We start from the raw sequence: 14,699 nt of genomic DNA on the forward strand, positions 1-14,699 counted from the left end.
GTCGGCCGTTAGGTGTGCCGCCCGCTGTTGACCCCGCCGGAGATGTCGGCGTTGGTCGACTCCATGTCCGCCAGGAGTCGGCCCAGTTCCCGCAGGTCCTCCTGGTAGCCCTGGGGCACCGCGCCGAGCAGCTTGATGAGGTCCGCGCCGACCGACGCCTTCGGCAGGTTCGCCACGATCTCGTCGATGTCCGCGTACGGTTCCCCGACGAGTCCGGGATGGTCGGTGTCGCTGCGCCGCAGCGCCCGCTGGACCCGGTCCAGTTCCTCGGTGAACGGGTCGAAGTTCGGGTTGGTCAGCCGGCCGGTGTCCGCACCGATCGGCCCCACGGCCGGGGGCATCAGTGGGCTCCGGCCGGGGGCGTCGGCGTCGGGTCGTCGTCCGGCCCGACCGTCCGGAACATCTCGTTGAGCAGCTGGTCCATCGGCAGCGGGCCGTGTTCCGGGTCGGCCCCGCCGGTCAGCAGGTCCATCATGGGCAGGCCGGCGGGGAGCAGCGACTCGAACGCGGCGACGGTACGGGCCATCGCCTCGCCCCGGGCCGCCTCGATCGTGTCGACCAGCAGCTCCCCCAGCTCCGGACCGGCCATCGTCCGGTACGCCGAGGTCGGAAACTTGATCCCCGTGACCGCTCCCCGACTGTCGACGGTCACCGCCACCGCCCGGTTCTTAGCGGTGACCGTGCTGTAGACGGTGTGCAGGCCACCCTGGATCTCGTCGATCGCGGTCTTCTGCCGTTCGAGTTCGGCGAGCGCCTGCTCGACCTGGTTGGACAACGGACTCGACATCTGTCCTCACCTCCGGTTGTCTCTGCGGTTCGTCTGCTGCGGGGCACCACGACGGTCGACCCGTCGTGCGGTGCCGACGGCGGTCAACCCCGGCCGCGCGCCTGTTCCCGGCCGTGCACCACCGGGCCGGCGGTGGGGGTCTGCTCCACCTGCACCGGTGTCGCCACCGGCCGCCGCCTCGGCGGGTCGGTCCGGCCGACCACGGCCGCCGTACACGTCGGGTCGGCTCCCCAGGCCTGCTCGTCCTCGGTCAGCCGGGTGGTGCGGCGGGTGTCGTCGCCCTCCCGGCCCGGTGCGCCGATCGGCGGCAGGACCGGCGGCCCGAACGGCCGGCCGCCGAGCTGGCCGGGTGCCGGTTGGCCGCTGCCCGCCGTGCCCGACAACCCCGGGCCGCCGGCCGCACCGGACGACCCGGCACCGCCGGGCAGCCCCGCGCCTGCGGGCAACCCCGCGCCGCCGGCACCGCCGAGCGGGCCGGCGAGCAGGGCGGCGAGTTCCCGGCCGACGGCGGAGCCGCCGACGGCCGCCCGCGACGGCGGGGCGACCGGCCCGTCCGCCAGGTCACCGATGTCGACGCCGCCGCCGGCCCAGTCGCCCAGCGCGCCACCGGAGCGGCGGTCGCCGTCCGGGACGCCACCGCCGGCCCGTCCGCCGATCACCGGACCGACGCCACCGGCCAGACCACCCACACCGGCCAGCGCACCGCCAGCCCAGCCGCCCACGCCGCCACGCCCCAGGGCACCGATCGCGCCGACGCCGACGCCGGTCGCCCCGGAGGTGCCGAGGACGCCGAGGTCTGCGGAGTCGCCGGCCAGGCTCGTCGCGCCGAGCGCCGACAGACCCGCCCCGCCGAACCCGCCGACGCCCGACGCGCCGAACGCGCCGATGGCCGCCGGGCCGCCGCCGAGAGCGGCACCCATCCCACCGGCTCCCGAGGAGGAGGACGAGAACGACAGGTCCGGCCCGCCGCCGCCGGCCCCGTCGAAGCCGGAACCACCACCGCCGGTCCCGTCGAACCCGCCGCCGCCGGACTGGATGGTGGACCGCACCTCGTTGGGGGGTGGAGCGCCGGTGGGGCCGTCCGAGGTGCCCGGCGGTGGCGGCGGTTGGTCACCGCCGCCGGGCGGTCCCGCGAACCGGTTGACGATCCCGCTGGTCTCCCGCAACGCGGCGACGAGCTGCGCCAACGCGTCGCGCATCGCCAGGTCGAGCCGGACGAGCTGGCGCAGCCAGGCGGTGCGCAGCAGCACGTCGAGGGCGGTCCAGCCGGCCGCGGTGGTCAGGTCGAAGGTGCCACCGACCGGCCCGGTGCCGTAGGTGTCCGGGATGGTGACCCCGACCGCGTTCAGGCTGCCCTGGTCGACCTGCGCGAGGATGCTGCGGACCGCGTTGAACAGCGCGGTCGGGTGGTACGTGTTGAACCACTGGTGGGTGTGGTCGCTGAACTCCCGCCACGCGTCGTTGATCCGCTCGCGGAACATCAGCAGGTCGTTGGACTGCCGAAAGACCCGGTCCGACCAGGCATTGGTCTCGTTGGTGGCGTTCATGTCCCGGGTCAGCCGGTCGATGTCGGCGTGCAGGGTGTTCAGGGCCGCCACGAACACCGCCGACGCCGACCCGTCGAAGCCGGAACCGGCCCCGCTGATCCCGTCGCGCAGCACCCGCAGCTCGGCGGCGGTGGTGAGCAACGTCTGCTCGACCCGCCACAGCAGGTTGCCGGCGTCGGTGAAGCTGCGTTCGCTGAACCAGCCGTTGGTGCCGGCGTACAGGCGGGTGAGGGCGTTGACGCTCGCCCGGTAGAAGCTGTCGAATGCGGTGGCCGGTGGGGGGCCGCCGGTCCCCTCCCAGAAGGTGACGTGGCCCCGCACGATCTCCCAGAGGTCCCGTTGCGGGTCGTCCACCCCGGGACCGACCCGGCGGTAGCCCATCAGTTCCCGGTCCCCCGGGTCGATCGTGGGGCGGGTGCCCCGGTCCAGTTCCTGGGTCCGTCGTTCGACGAACCGGACCCAGGTGACCCCGTGGCCGGCCACCAGGTTGCGGTCGATCAGCGTGCCGCTGCCCTGGTCGGTGCCGTCGCGGCCCTCGTTGAGGACGTCCTGGAGCATCCGTTCCCAGGTCCAGCCGGCGTACTCCGGGTTCGGGGCGGTCACCGCGCGGCCCGCCCGGGTCGCCGGTCAGCCACGGCGACGTCCCGTCGTACGGGTGGGGCCGGGCGACTGACCGGGTCGGCGTGGCGCGGCCGGCATCGTGGTGGCCGGTTCCTCGGCGTGCTCGGAGCGGCCGATGACGGCCATCCCGCACTCGGGGTCGGTGCCCCACACGTCCTCTTCCTCTTCCAGCCAGGTCTTGCGTTCACGGTCCTTCTCCCCCTGCTGGCCGCCCCCACCCATGCCTCCCATGCCGCCCATCGGCGGCATCATCGGGAACCCGCCGGCCGCTGAGCCGGCGGAGTCGACGCCCCGCGCCCCGCTGCCACCGGGCCCGAGCCCGGCCGGTTCGCCGAGCAGTGCGGCCAGTTCGCTGCCGAGGGCCACCCCGCTGGTCGAGGACTCGCCCGGCGAGCCGCCGCCCAGGTTGCCGACGTCGACACCGTCCACGTCGGTCGGGAACTGCGCCGACGGGTTGGTCGTGTCGTCGCCGAGGCCACCCGCCCCGCCGCCCTTGACACCGCCCACGCCACCGGAGCCGCCGGAGGATCCCAGGTTGCCCAGCCCACCCAGGCCGGGGGTCAGGCCGGGGACGACGACACCACCGCCGAGTCCACCGCCGCCCGCCGAGCCGGAGCCGGTGCCACCGCCCAGGTCGCCCCAGTCGATGCCGCCGCCACCGAGACCACCCAGCCCACCGCCCGACCCACCGGTGCCGAGCTCGCCGCCACCATCGAGGCCCAGGCCACCGGCCCCGCTCCCCCCGCCCAACCCGAGGCCGGACCCACCACCCAGACCGAGATCGCCACCGCCGCCCAGCCCGGAGCCACCGCCCAGGCCGAGGTCCCCACCGCCACCCAGGCCGAGATCGCCGCCACCGCCCATGCCCAGGTCACCACCGCCACCCAGGCCGAGGTCACCACCGCCACCGCCCAGGCCCAGGTCACCGCCACCGCCCACGCCCAGGTCACCACCGCCACCGCCCATGCCCAGGTCACCGCCACCGCCGATGTCGGGGCCGCCACCGCCGTTCAGATCCGGACCGTTGAGGTCGGGGGTGCCGCCCGGCGGCGGGGTGGTGCCGGTGGTGGTCGGTGGGGGCGAGATGACGCTCACCAGGTGGGTGACGGACCGCAGCCGCGTGGTCAGCCGCGCCAGCTCGGTACGCATCGTGGCGTCCAGCTCGTGCAACTGGCCGAGCCAGGCGCCCTTGATCATGTTGTCGACGCTCTGCCAGCCCGCCTCGGTCATCAGGTTGAACGTGCCGCTGTTCACCGAGCCGTTGCCGTACGCGTCCGGCAGGGTGACCGTGACCTGGCTGAAGTTGCCCGTCCTGACCTCGGTGACGATCTTCTTCAACGAGTCGATCAGCGTGGTCGGGTTGTAGCCGTTGAACCACTGGAAGGTGTGGTCGCTGAACTCCCGGAACGAGCTGGCGATCTTGTTGCGGAAGGTCGTCATGTCGTCGACCACGTCGTCGACCTGATCGGACCAGGCCCGGTCGGTGCTGTTGGCGTTCATGTCGACGGCGAGCCGGTGGACGTCGCGCCGCATGTTCGCCACCGCACCGATGAACACCCCGGAGGCGTTGCCCTGGAACCCGGAGGCGTCGTCGCCGACCCGGTCCAGGATGGTCTTCAGCTCCCGTTCGGTGCTGACCAGGCTGGTCTCCACGTCGTGCAGCATCTTGGCGGCGTCGGTGAAGCTCTTCCAGCTGAACACCGGGTTGGTGCCGCTGGTCAGCCGTTGCAACGCGCCCTCACTGGACTTGTAGAAGGTCTCGAAGGCGCCGCGCGGGGAGGGCGCCCCCTCGGTCTGCGAGTCACTGAAGACGATCTTCACCTGGATGAACTGGGTACGGGTGGTGTAGTGGGGTTTCCCGTCGCGCACCGAGCCGACCGTGCTGATCCGGTAGAGGAAGAACTCGTTGCCGTCGAGCGAGTCGATCCGGTTGGTCACGTCGCCGTCGCTGGGCGGCTGCGAGGACTCGGTCACGTCGTCCAGGTGGTCGACGAGACGCAGCCACCGCACGTCCGGGCCGGCCACCAACCGACGGTCCAGCATGGTGCCGCTGGTGCCGTCCGGGCCGTCCCGGCCCTCCCCCAGCACGTTCTGGAGCATCGATTCCCAGGTCCACTGGGACATGTCCTGGTACGGCGCGGTCACCGGATCACGCCGTCGGGTTCGGGGTGGGGTTGGGCGGGGTGCCGGTGTTCGGCGGGGTGCCGGTGCCGGGCAGGAACTCCAGGAAGCGCTCGGCGGTGATCGAGTTGAGCGACTCGATGTAGTCCGAGTTCGCCAGCAGTTCGGTCAACCCCACGGCGAGGCTGTTCATCGTGGTCCGGTGCGTGGTCATCCGGGCCAGCAGCGTGTCGCCGGTCTTGTTGAGCTGGTCACGGATGGTCTTGCCCGGCTCGAAGTTGTTCGTGCCGGCCGAGACGACCAGGTCACGCAGCGTCTGCGAGACGTACTGGCCCTGGCCGGAGGTGGCGGTGTCGACCGCGTCCCGCAGGCTGTTCAGCTTCGCGACGAGCTGGTTGATGTACGGCTCGTCGATGACGATCGGCATCTGGTGCTCCGTTCCGTGAGGTGGGGGGCGGGCGGCCCGGTACCGCCCGCCACACCGAAGGTCAGACGTTGCCCTGGAACAGCGCGGCACCCCGCGCGTCGCCCAGCCGGTAGTTGTCGTGGATCTGGTCCAGCCGGGACGAGGCGTCGGCGAGCGCGCGGCGCATCTCCTCGATCCCGGCGTTCCACTTCGCCTGCGCCGCGGTGAACGCCTCCCGGGTGTCACCGGAGTTGGCGCTGACGTACGTCTGGACGACGGTGTTGAGTTCGTCGATCGAGTTCTGGATGCTGTTGGTCACGCCCTGCAACTCGGCCGAGCTGTCCAGCAGACCGTTGGGGTTGAGTCCGTACGACGGCATGGGTCGTCCTTCGTGAGGGGTCGGTCGGTGGTCAGGTCCAGCTCGCGGAGAGGGCGTTGTCCTGCTCCACCTGCGCGCTGGTCTGGTAGTGCGAGGTCATCGCGGTGTTCAGGTCGAGCAGCCCCTGCTTGACCTTGCTCAGCCCTTCCAGCCACTGCTGGATGGAGGTGGTGAAGGCGGTCTTGGCCTCCCCACGCCACTGGGTGTCCAGGAAGCTGGACGTGTTGTCGACGGCGCGCTGCGCCGCGTCGCACTGGGCGTCGGTCTGGTTCATCGCCGAGATGGTGCTGCGGATAGTTTGCTCGTCTACCTCATTGCCGAGTGGCATCGGCGCTCCTTCCGGTTGGGGCGGCCGCGGCGGTTCCGCGTCGCCGGTTCCGCTGACCGGCCGGTCTCATCCGACGACCCGGGCGGGGTCGAGGGCGGGTCCGGTCGGCAGCAGATCGATCAGGTCCGGTGACACCACGGTCGCGGTCGCGGGGGCGTAACCCAGCCGCTCCGCCACCGCCGCACCGGCGAGGGGATACTTCACCCCGGCGTCGGTCACCAGGTGGTAGCCGGTGCCGGGCTGCCCGGCGCGACCGGTGACCACCAGCCCGCCGCGTCCCGGGGTGACCGCCACCGCGTCGGCGGTGTGCGCCGTCCGGGTCACCCCGACGCCGCCCCGGACGATGCCGGTCGCCGGCACCGGCCGGGCCGCCACGACCCGGGGGCGACCGTCGGCACCGAACCGCAGGCACCAGGCCAGGCCGGTGGCCCGGGAGGCCGCCGCTGGCGCCACCGCCGGCAGTTCCTCGGCCACGGGTGGTCGGGCCGCGAGGGGCAGCCGGGCCAGTGCCGCCGGGCTCAGCACGGTCGGGACCACCGCGCGGCCGCCGTACCCGGCGACGGTCGCCGGGTCGGCGGCCAGCAGCGCGTACGCCAACGGGGTCAGCCGGGCCAGCCCGTCGCGGCGCAGCAGGTAGTGCCGTTCCGCCCCGTCGGCCGGGCGGGCGGTGAACAGCTGACCGATCCGGGTCGGTTGCCCGTCCACCTCCGGCCCGGCCTCGCCGCGCCCCGGCACCGCCACCGGCCCCAGGTCCACCCCGGCGGGAATCAGGTCCAACCAGGCCGCCGGTACGGTGACCGGCGGCCCGTCGTGGCCCAGCACCGCCGGCAGCCACGGCGCGGTGAGCCGGAACCGGTGACCGTTCCAGATCAGATAGCCGGCGGTCAGGTCGCCGGTGGGCCGGGCCAGCACCGCCCGGTCGGCGGCCAACGGGGTCCCGTCGGCCGCCGGGGCGACGGACAGGGTCAACGCCGTCGTCTCGGTGCCGGCCAGATCCGTGGCGCTGGGCGCGCACGCGGTCCACCCGACCCCGGCCAGGCCACTCGTCGGCAGCACATCGGGGGCGCCGACGATGCCCAGCGGCTGCCCGTGCGCCACCCCACGCAGCGACTTCGCCGACACGGTGACGACGGCGAGTTCCTCACCGAGCAGCAGCCGGGCCGAGGCGTAGTTGAGCACCGGGCGCAGCCGCCCGCCCAGATAGAGGTAGCGCGAACCGGTCTCCTTCTCCACCACCAGCGACCCGGCCTTGCGCCAGGCGGTGGCCCCACCGGGGGAGAAGAAGCCGTACAGGGTGAAGCCGCCCATCACCAGCGCGGCGACCAGGACCCCGGCGAGCAACCCCACGGTGGTACGCCGGTGCGGCGTCTCCAGGCCGTCCGGTTCGCCGGCCACCAGTGCGGCGGTGAGCCGGCCCAGCAGGTGCGACTGCGCCTGCACCTGGTCACGTCGGGACTGCACGACGTCAGCCCCCGATCGCCCGGAAGTAGTCGTACACGTGCAGGACGGCGAGCCCGATCGGCAGCAGTGCCACCGCCGCCGCGGTCAGGGTCAGGTCCCCGACCCGCCCCCAGTACGGCGTCACCCGCCGCCCGGTGAGGCTCCGCCCGGCCAGCAGCAGCGCCGGTACGGCGACCGGCAGCACCCCGAGCGCCACCACCCGCCCCAGCGGTCCCGCACCGGCCAGGGCCTGCACGGCGACCGCGGTGGGTCCGACCAGCGCGGGCACCGCCTGGGTCAGTCGGTGCCAGGCGCTGGTCATCGGTCGGGCGTTGAGCGACCAGACCAGCGCGACCAGCAGCACCAGCGTCGTCTCCGCCCAGCCCGCCCGGTACGCCACCGGCAGCAGCGCCACGGCGGTGGCCGCCGACAGCCCGGCGTACAGGGCGGTCATCAACCGGTCGACGGCCCGCGCCCGGTCCATCAAGGGGCCGGCCGGTTCCGGGTCGATGTCCTCCTGGAGGTGCTCGGGTCGGGTCGGCAACGGGGCGAGACGCAGCCCGGCGAGGCGGAACGCGAACAGGGGCACCGTCAGCACCAGCGCGGTCGCGGCCACCGCCACCACCGCGCCCGCCTGCGGCCCGGTGCGCCCACCCACCGTGGCGGCGGCCCCGCCGAGCACGCCCAGCAGCAGCGCGGTGGACCCGGCGACGAAGACCGGGGTGGCCGCGCCGAGCAGCACGGCGGCGAGCACCGCCACCGCCGCCCCGGTCGCGGTCCCGCCCAGCACCTGCGGCCCGGTCAGCCCCGGCCCGACGGCCGCGCCGTCACCGGGCAGCACCAGCCCGGCCAGACCAGCGTAGCCGGTAGCGGCGACGGCCAGCAACACGCCGAACCCGCGCTCACCGCCGGCCCGGACCACCGCGGCACCGCCACCCAGCGCCACCGTCGCCACCGCCAGCGCCGCCACCGCCCGCAGCAGCACCGGTCCCGGCATGAGCAGGGCCACCAGGCCGACGACGAGCAGCAGACCGGCCAGCGCCAGCACCACCGGGCGGATCAGCTCGGGACGCCACCGGCCGGGCCGGTCCCGCACCCCCGTCGCCATCCCGTCGACGAGGTCGTCGAAGTCGACCTCGGGCAACTGGTCGGCGCGCGGACGCAGGTGGACCAGGTCACCGTCGCGCAGGTCGAGCGCGGTGACGGTGCTCTCCTCGTCCAGCGGGGGGGAGCCGGCGCGTTGCAGGACCCACCCGCCGTGGCTCAACCCCGTGTCGGCCAACCCGTCGCCGAGGTGGTGCAGCAGCGCCGGCAACAGGTCGGCGACGACCACCCCGACCGGCACGGCCACCTCGATTTGCCGGCTCGGTCCGCGTACGACCAGCCGGCACATCTGCTCGGTCTCGGTGCCCGTCACGGCTCCTTCAACGGAGCCGCCCGGAGATCGTTCAACGGCTCTGCGGAATTTTCTTTTCGCCGTCGCCCCGGGAAACCGGATCGACCCGCAACGGCCCGCGCTCCGTTGTGGAGGGGGGCCGACGGCCCGGGTGGAGGGAGACGACCATGGGTACGGTGCTGTTCCGGCGGCCGGCGCGACGCAGTGGGCCGGAGATGCCCACCGGCGAGTTGACCCTCCAGGAGCCGCCGGAGCTGAGCGAGCCGCAGCAGAACGGCGCCCGGCAGGCGATGATGGTGCTGCCGATGGCGCTGATGACCGGCGTGATGATGCTGATGTTCATGGGCCCGTCGCGGGGCCCGTTGACCTGGGTGATGGCCGGCATGATGGCGGTGGCCATGGGCGGGGTGATGATCGGCTCGGTCATCGCCAGCAGCGGGGAACGCAAGCAACGCCACGGCGGTGACCGCCGTGACTACCTGCGTTACCTCGCCCAGCACCGCCGCCGGGCCCGCCGGTTCGCCCAGGACCAGCGCGACTCCAGCCTGTGGCGGCACCCCGACCCGGCGTCGTTGTGGTCGCTGGCGATGACCACCCGCCGCTGGGAGCGCCGCCCCACCCACCCGGACTTCCTGGAGATCCGGGTCGGCACCGGTGAGCAACGGTTGGCGGTCCGGATCGCGCCGATGCAGACCAAACCGGTGGAGGATCTCGAACCGGTCGCCGCGAAGGCGCTGCGCCGGTTCATCCGGGCCTACAGCACCCTGCCCGACCAGCCGGTGGCGTTGTTCCTGCCGGGCTTCGCCGAGATCCGGGTGACCGGGGACCGGGCGGCGGCGCGGGCGTTGCTGCGGGCCCTGCTCACCCAGCTCGCCACGCTGCACGCCCCCGAGGAGGTGCGGGTGGCGCTCTGCGTCGACCCGGACGGGTTGACGGCATGGGAGTGGGTCAAGTGGCTGCCGCACGCCCAGCACCCCGCCGAGCAGGACGCCGCCGGTGGGCTCCGGCTGGCCGCCGACGGCATCGAACGCCTCGAACGGCTGCTCGGCGCGGAGTTCACCGGCCGCCCCCGCTACGAGGCGGGTGCCACCCCCGACCGGGACGAGCCGTACGTGGTGGTGATCCGCGACGGCGGCCGGGTGCCGACCGGTCACCGGCTGACCACCGGCGGCTACCGTAACGCGGTCTTCGTCGACCTCGACGACCCGCCGGTGGCGACCGGGAAGGGCATCATCAACCTGGAGGTCGCCGACGGCACGCTGACCATGCTCGGGCGCGACCGGGTGGGCCAGGAGACCCGGCAGGTGCTCGCCGCCCCCGACCTGCTCGGTCCGGCGTCGGCCCGGTCGGTGGCCCGGCTGCTGTCGCCCTACCGGCTGGCCGTCGCCACCGAGCTGGCCCCCGAGCCGATGAAGGCCGACTTCGACCTCGGCACGTTGCTGCGTATCCCCGACCTGGAACGGTTGGAGCTGGCCGCGCTACGCGAGCGGCGCGGCCCCGACGAGCGGCTGCGGGTGCCGATCGGGGTCGACGCCACCGGCGCCCCGGTCGAGCTGGACATCAAGGAGTCCGCCCGGGGTGGCATGGGTCCGCACGGCATGCTGATCGGCGCGACCGGCTCCGGCAAGAGCGAGCTGCTGCGTACGCTGGTGCTGGCGCTGGCCGTGACGCACTCCTCGGAGACGCTCAACCTGGTCCTGGTCGACTTCAAGGGCGGTGCCACCTTCCTCGGCCTGGACCGGTTGCCGCACACCTCCGCGGTGATCACCAACCTGGCCGACGAGGCGGCACTGGTCGGGCGGATGCGCGACGCCCTGCACGGCGAGCTGGTACGCCGGCAGGAGCTGCTGCGGGCCGCCGGCGGCTTCAGCTCGGTGCTGGACTACGAGAAGGCCCGCGCCGGTGGGGCCCCGCTCGACCCGCTGCCCACCCTCTTCGTGGTCGTCGACGAGTTCTCCGAGCTGCTCGCCGCGCACCGGGACTTCATCGACCTGTTCGTCATGATCGGCCGGCTCGGCCGGTCGCTGGCCGTGCACCTGCTGCTGGCCAGCCAGCGCGTCGACGACGGCCGGATCGGGCAGTTGGAGTCGCACCTGTCGTACCGGATCGGGTTGCGGACCTTCTCGGCGATGGAGTCCCGCTCGGTGATCGGGGTGCCCGACGCCTACGAGTTGCCGGCCGCCCCGGGCAACGGCTACCTGCGGATGGACGTGTCGACCCTGCTCCGGTTCAAGGCCGCGTACGTCTCCGGGGAGTACCGCCCCCGCCGGGCCCGGGTCCGCCAGGACGTGGTCCAGCGGCAGGTGGTGCCCTACCGGCTGGACCTCGTACCGGCGGAGAACCCGACCCCGCCGGCTCCTGCCGACCAGCCGACCGACCCGGACGGGCCGCCCGTGCCCGCCGCGCCCGCCGCGCGCAGCGTCTTCGCGATCGTCACCGACCAGCTGGTCGACTCCGGGCCGCCGGCCCACCAGGTCTGGTTGCCGCCGCTGGCCGACTCCCCCACCCTGGACAGTCTGCTGCCGGCCCTGGCCCCCGATCCGGACCTCGGGCTGGTCGCCACGGACTGGCCCGGCAACGGCCGGCTGGTGGTCCCGCTCGGCTTCATCGACAAGCCCTACGAGCAGCTGCGTGACCTGCTCACCGTGGACCTGTCCGGGGTGGGTGGGCACATCGGGGTCGCGGGCGGCACCCGCAGCGGCAAGAGCACCCTGATCCGTACGCTGATCTGCGCGTTGGCGCTCACCCACCGCCCCACCGAGGTGCAGTTCTACTGCCTGGACTTCGGCGGCGGCACGCTGGGCACCGTCGCCGGGCTGCCGCACGTGGGCAGTGTCGCGGGTCGGCTCGACACCGACCGGGTCGGCCGGACCGTCGCCGAGGTCACCGGCCTGATCAACCAGCGGGAGCGGCGCTTCACCGAGCAGGGCATCGACAGCATCCAGACCTACCGGCAGCTGCGGGCCGACGGCCGGGTCGCCGACGACCCGTACGGCGACGTGTTCCTGGTGGTCGACGGCTGGTTCACGTTGCGGCAGGAGTTCGAGGCGTTGGAGGTGGCGCTGCGGCAGATCGCCGCCCGGGGGCTCAACTTCGGCGTCCACCTGATCGTCAGCGCGGCCCGCTGGTCGGAGGTGCACCACAGCATGCGTGACCAGCTCGGCATCAAGCTGGAGCTGCGCCTCGGCGACGCCGTGGACTCCGCCATCGACCTGCGGCTGGCGGCCACCGTGCCGCGTGCGCCGGGGCACGGCCTCACCCCGGAGAAGCTGCACTTCCTGGGGGCCCTGCCGCGCATCGACGGCAACCCGGACCCGGACAGCACGGCCGACGGGGCACGGGACCTCGCCGGTACGGTCGCCGAGTTCTGGTCCGGGCCGGTGGCGACGCCGGTGCGGACCCTGCCGGCGGTACTGCCCGCCGCCGAGCTGCCGCCGGCCGAGGGTGACCTGTGGGTGCCGCTCGGCCTGGACGAGGCCGACCTGAAGCCGTACTGGCACGACTTCTCAGAGCTGCCGCACCTGACCGGGCTCGGTGACAGCCAGAGCGGCAAGACCAACCTGCTGCGGCACCTGGCCCGCCTGATCGTCGGCCGGTTCAGCCCGGCCGAGGCCCGGATCCTGATCGTCGACTACCGGCGGCAACTGTTCGACTCGGTCCCGGCCGAGTACCGCCTCGGCTACTCGGTCTCGACGGACTCCACCCGGGAGACCGTCGCCGACGCGGTGGTGGGGCTCAAGGGCCGGCTGCCGGGTAAGGACGTCAGCCCCGAGCAGCTGCGCCGCCGCGACTGGTGGACCGGGCCCCGGCTGTTCGTCCTGGTCGACGACTTCGAGATGCTCGCCGGGCAGGACAACCCCCTGCAACCACTGATCCCGTACGTCCCGCACGGCGTCGACATCGGGTTGCACGTGGTGGTCGTGCGGGGCACCGCGAACCTGATGCGGATGTCGATGGACCCGTTGCTGCGGCGGCTCCAGGAGGCCAGCAGCCCGGACCTGGCGCTGTCCTGCCCACCCACGGAGGGGCCGCTGCTGGGCGGGGTGAAGGGCCGGCACCTGCCGCCGGGGCGGGCGATGGTGCTCACCCGTCGGGGACACCGCGTGATCCAGACCGCATACGTCGAGCCTGATCCCGGGGTCAGTGGCGGCGGCGCCGACGCAGGCCGACGGTGAGGGTGGCGAGCGTGAGGATCGTTGCCAGCACGGCGATCGCACCGGCAGGACTCCGGCGTTGCACGGTGGTGGCGGGGCCGGCCAGTGTCGCGTTCACCGCCGCCGCCGGATTGATCATGCCCCAGCCGTACCACGGGTCGGGTCGGCCCGCCGCCGCCGTCGAGGCCCCGTCGGCCGTGGCCCTGACCCGGGCCGCCGCCGCGACGGCATCCAGCCGGGGCTCGCTGGCCCGGACCAGGGCCACCAGACCGGCGACGAAGGCGACGGCGTAGTCCGTGCCCGTACCCTGCACCTCCCCCGAACCGATGCCGAGGCTCACCACGTCCACCCCCGGCGCCACCACGTCGACCTCGCCCGACCGGTAGACCTCGGCCAACCGGTCGTCCGGGCCCACCGCACCGACCCGCAGCACCCCCTCGGGCAGGGTGGTGCCCGCGGGGGCCGTCGCCGCCCGGGCCGCCACCACCACGGTGGTACCCCGGGCGACCGCCGTGCGCAGCGCCGCCACCACCCGCTTGTCGGTGGTGTCCACCGACGCGCCGATCAGGGCCACCCCCGCACCTGCCGCCGTCGCCACCCGCAGTGCGGTCACCAGGCTGGCCGAGTCGGCCGTCCCGGCGGACCGGCCGATCCGGACCGGCACGATGGTCGCCTCCGGGGCGAGGCCGACGAAGTCGGTGCCCCGCTGCCGGCTGGCGGCGACGATCCCGGCCATCGCGGTGCCGTGGCCCGTGCAGTCCCGGTCTCCCCGGGAACCGTCGGTGGGGTCCACGGTGGCGTCCGCCCCGGGCCGCACCCGGCCGTCGAGGGCCGGCAGGGCACCGTCCACCCCGGAGTCGATGACGGCGACCGTGACGTTCGCCCCCCGACCCCGGGTCCAGGCCACCTCCGGGGTCAGCCGCAACTGCGCCCAGGGCACCCCGCCGATCCGCCGGCCCGGGGCCACCGTGCAGACCACCTCGCTGGCCGGCGGTACGGTCGGTCGGGGGCGGCGCGACGCCCGCGGGCTGGCCGGGGTGAACACCGGCAACGGACCGTAGCTGACCTCGGCACCGACCGCGTCCCACGGCACCACCAGCAGCCAGCCCTGCCGCAGCTCGGCCGGATCGGTGACCGGCACGCCGTCCGGCTGGACGCGTCCCTTGTTCAGCGCGAAGATCTCCAGGTAACGCTCGGCGTCGCCGAGGACCCGCAGCGCGACCTCCCAGAGGTGTTCGACCCTCCCCTGCGCCGCGCCGACCACCACGTACTTCACGAAGCCGTTAGGTGCGACGGCCCCACCGGGCAGGTCCGGCGGGGCGGCGGCGGTGGGTGCCGGCGCGGGCGCGGCCACCGCCGGCACCGCCGGGACCATCGTGGAGGCCAGGAGGCCGAGCCAGCACAGCAGCAGTGCGGGCAGTGGGCGGGGCCACCGGACCCGGTGGCGTCCGGTCACCGCAAGCGGGCGGGACAGCGCTACCTCCCAGCGTCGTCGTGGCCCGCCCAGGCTACGGCGTCCC

At 73.9% G+C, this 14,699-nt stretch carries 11 protein-coding genes; 1 reads left to right on the forward strand and 10 read right to left on the reverse strand.

Going from position 1 to position 14,699, the window contains the following annotated elements; translation table 11 throughout:
• Window positions 1-8: 8 nt before the first annotated feature.
• The 9 genes from JQN83_RS13495 to eccD all read right to left on the reverse strand — a co-directional run bounded on the left by JQN83_RS13495 (window position 9) and on the right by eccD (window position 9,046).
• Window positions 9-341: a hypothetical protein gene (locus JQN83_RS13495; protein ID WP_208567479.1), complete on the reverse strand. Its 333-nt coding sequence runs from the start codon at window positions 339-341 to the stop codon at window positions 9-11.
• Window positions 341-787: a YbaB/EbfC family nucleoid-associated protein gene (locus JQN83_RS13500; protein ID WP_208567480.1), complete on the reverse strand. Its 447-nt coding sequence runs from the start codon at window positions 785-787 to the stop codon at window positions 341-343. Before JQN83_RS13500 ends, JQN83_RS13495 begins: the two co-directional genes overlap by 1 nt.
• A gap of 83 nt (window positions 788-870) precedes the next feature.
• Complete coding sequence (locus JQN83_RS13505) at window positions 871-2,937, reverse strand: hypothetical protein (RefSeq protein WP_208567481.1); 2,067 nt, start codon at window positions 2,935-2,937, stop codon at window positions 871-873.
• 24 nt (window positions 2,938-2,961) lie between these two features.
• Entirely contained in the window at window positions 2,962-5,100 is a 2,139-nt protein-coding gene (locus JQN83_RS13510; protein ID WP_208567482.1) for a hypothetical protein, read from the reverse strand.
• Between the two features lie 4 nt (window positions 5,101-5,104).
• Window positions 5,105-5,503, reverse strand: coding sequence for a hypothetical protein (locus JQN83_RS13515; protein WP_208567483.1), 399 nt, complete (start codon window positions 5,501-5,503; stop codon window positions 5,105-5,107).
• A gap of 61 nt (window positions 5,504-5,564) precedes the next feature.
• Window positions 5,565-5,861 (reverse strand): WXG100 family type VII secretion target, encoded by a 297-nt coding sequence (locus JQN83_RS13520; RefSeq protein WP_208567484.1) that lies wholly within the window; start codon window positions 5,859-5,861, stop codon window positions 5,565-5,567.
• A gap of 31 nt (window positions 5,862-5,892) precedes the next feature.
• Window positions 5,893-6,189, reverse strand: a complete 297-nt coding sequence (locus JQN83_RS13525; RefSeq protein ID WP_204923310.1) for a WXG100 family type VII secretion target — start codon at window positions 6,187-6,189, stop codon at window positions 5,893-5,895.
• A 66-nt stretch (window positions 6,190-6,255) separates the two neighbouring features.
• Window positions 6,256-7,650, reverse strand: coding sequence for a type VII secretion protein EccB (gene eccB / locus JQN83_RS13530; protein WP_208567485.1), 1,395 nt, complete (start codon window positions 7,648-7,650; stop codon window positions 6,256-6,258).
• Window positions 7,651-7,654: 4 nt separating this feature from the next.
• Window positions 7,655-9,046 (reverse strand): type VII secretion integral membrane protein EccD, encoded by a 1,392-nt coding sequence (gene eccD / locus JQN83_RS13535; protein WP_208567486.1) that lies wholly within the window; start codon window positions 9,044-9,046, stop codon window positions 7,655-7,657.
• A gap of 146 nt (window positions 9,047-9,192) precedes the next feature.
• Between eccD and eccCa the strand changes: the two genes are divergently transcribed.
• The gene (gene eccCa, locus JQN83_RS13540) at window positions 9,193-13,200 is read left to right on the forward strand and encodes a type VII secretion protein EccCa (protein ID WP_208567487.1); all 4,008 of its coding nucleotides are present in this window, start codon (window positions 9,193-9,195) and stop codon (window positions 13,198-13,200) included.
• On the opposite strand, the gene JQN83_RS13545 is transcribed toward eccCa, so the two are convergent.
• On the reverse strand, window positions 13,166-14,635 hold the full coding sequence (locus JQN83_RS13545) for a S8 family serine peptidase (protein WP_208567488.1): 1,470 nt from the start codon (window positions 14,633-14,635) through the stop codon (window positions 13,166-13,168). The two genes, eccCa and JQN83_RS13545, sit on opposite strands and share 35 nt — an antisense overlap.
• Between the last annotated feature and the right edge of the window lie 64 nt (window positions 14,636-14,699).

It is taken from the genome of Micromonospora antibiotica, assembly GCF_017599305.1.
Taxonomy (GTDB): Bacteria; Actinomycetota; Actinomycetes; order Mycobacteriales; family Micromonosporaceae; genus Micromonospora; species Micromonospora antibiotica.

Coding starts and splice junctions, on each gene's coding strand:
- JQN83_RS13515 (WP_208567483.1), bottom strand. CDS start 5,503: ATGCCGATCGTCATCGACGAGCCGTACATCAACCAGCTCGTCGCGAAG.
- JQN83_RS13495 (WP_208567479.1), bottom strand. CDS start 341: ATGCCCCCGGCCGTGGGGCCGATCGGTGCGGACACCGGCCGGCTGACC.
- JQN83_RS13525 (WP_204923310.1), bottom strand. CDS start 6,189: ATGCCACTCGGCAATGAGGTAGACGAGCAAACTATCCGCAGCACCATC.
- JQN83_RS13500 (WP_208567480.1), bottom strand. CDS start 787: ATGTCGAGTCCGTTGTCCAACCAGGTCGAGCAGGCGCTCGCCGAACTC.
- eccCa (WP_208567487.1), top strand. CDS start 9,193: ATGGGTACGGTGCTGTTCCGGCGGCCGGCGCGACGCAGTGGGCCGGAG.
- JQN83_RS13520 (WP_208567484.1), bottom strand. CDS start 5,861: ATGCCGTCGTACGGACTCAACCCCAACGGTCTGCTGGACAGCTCGGCC.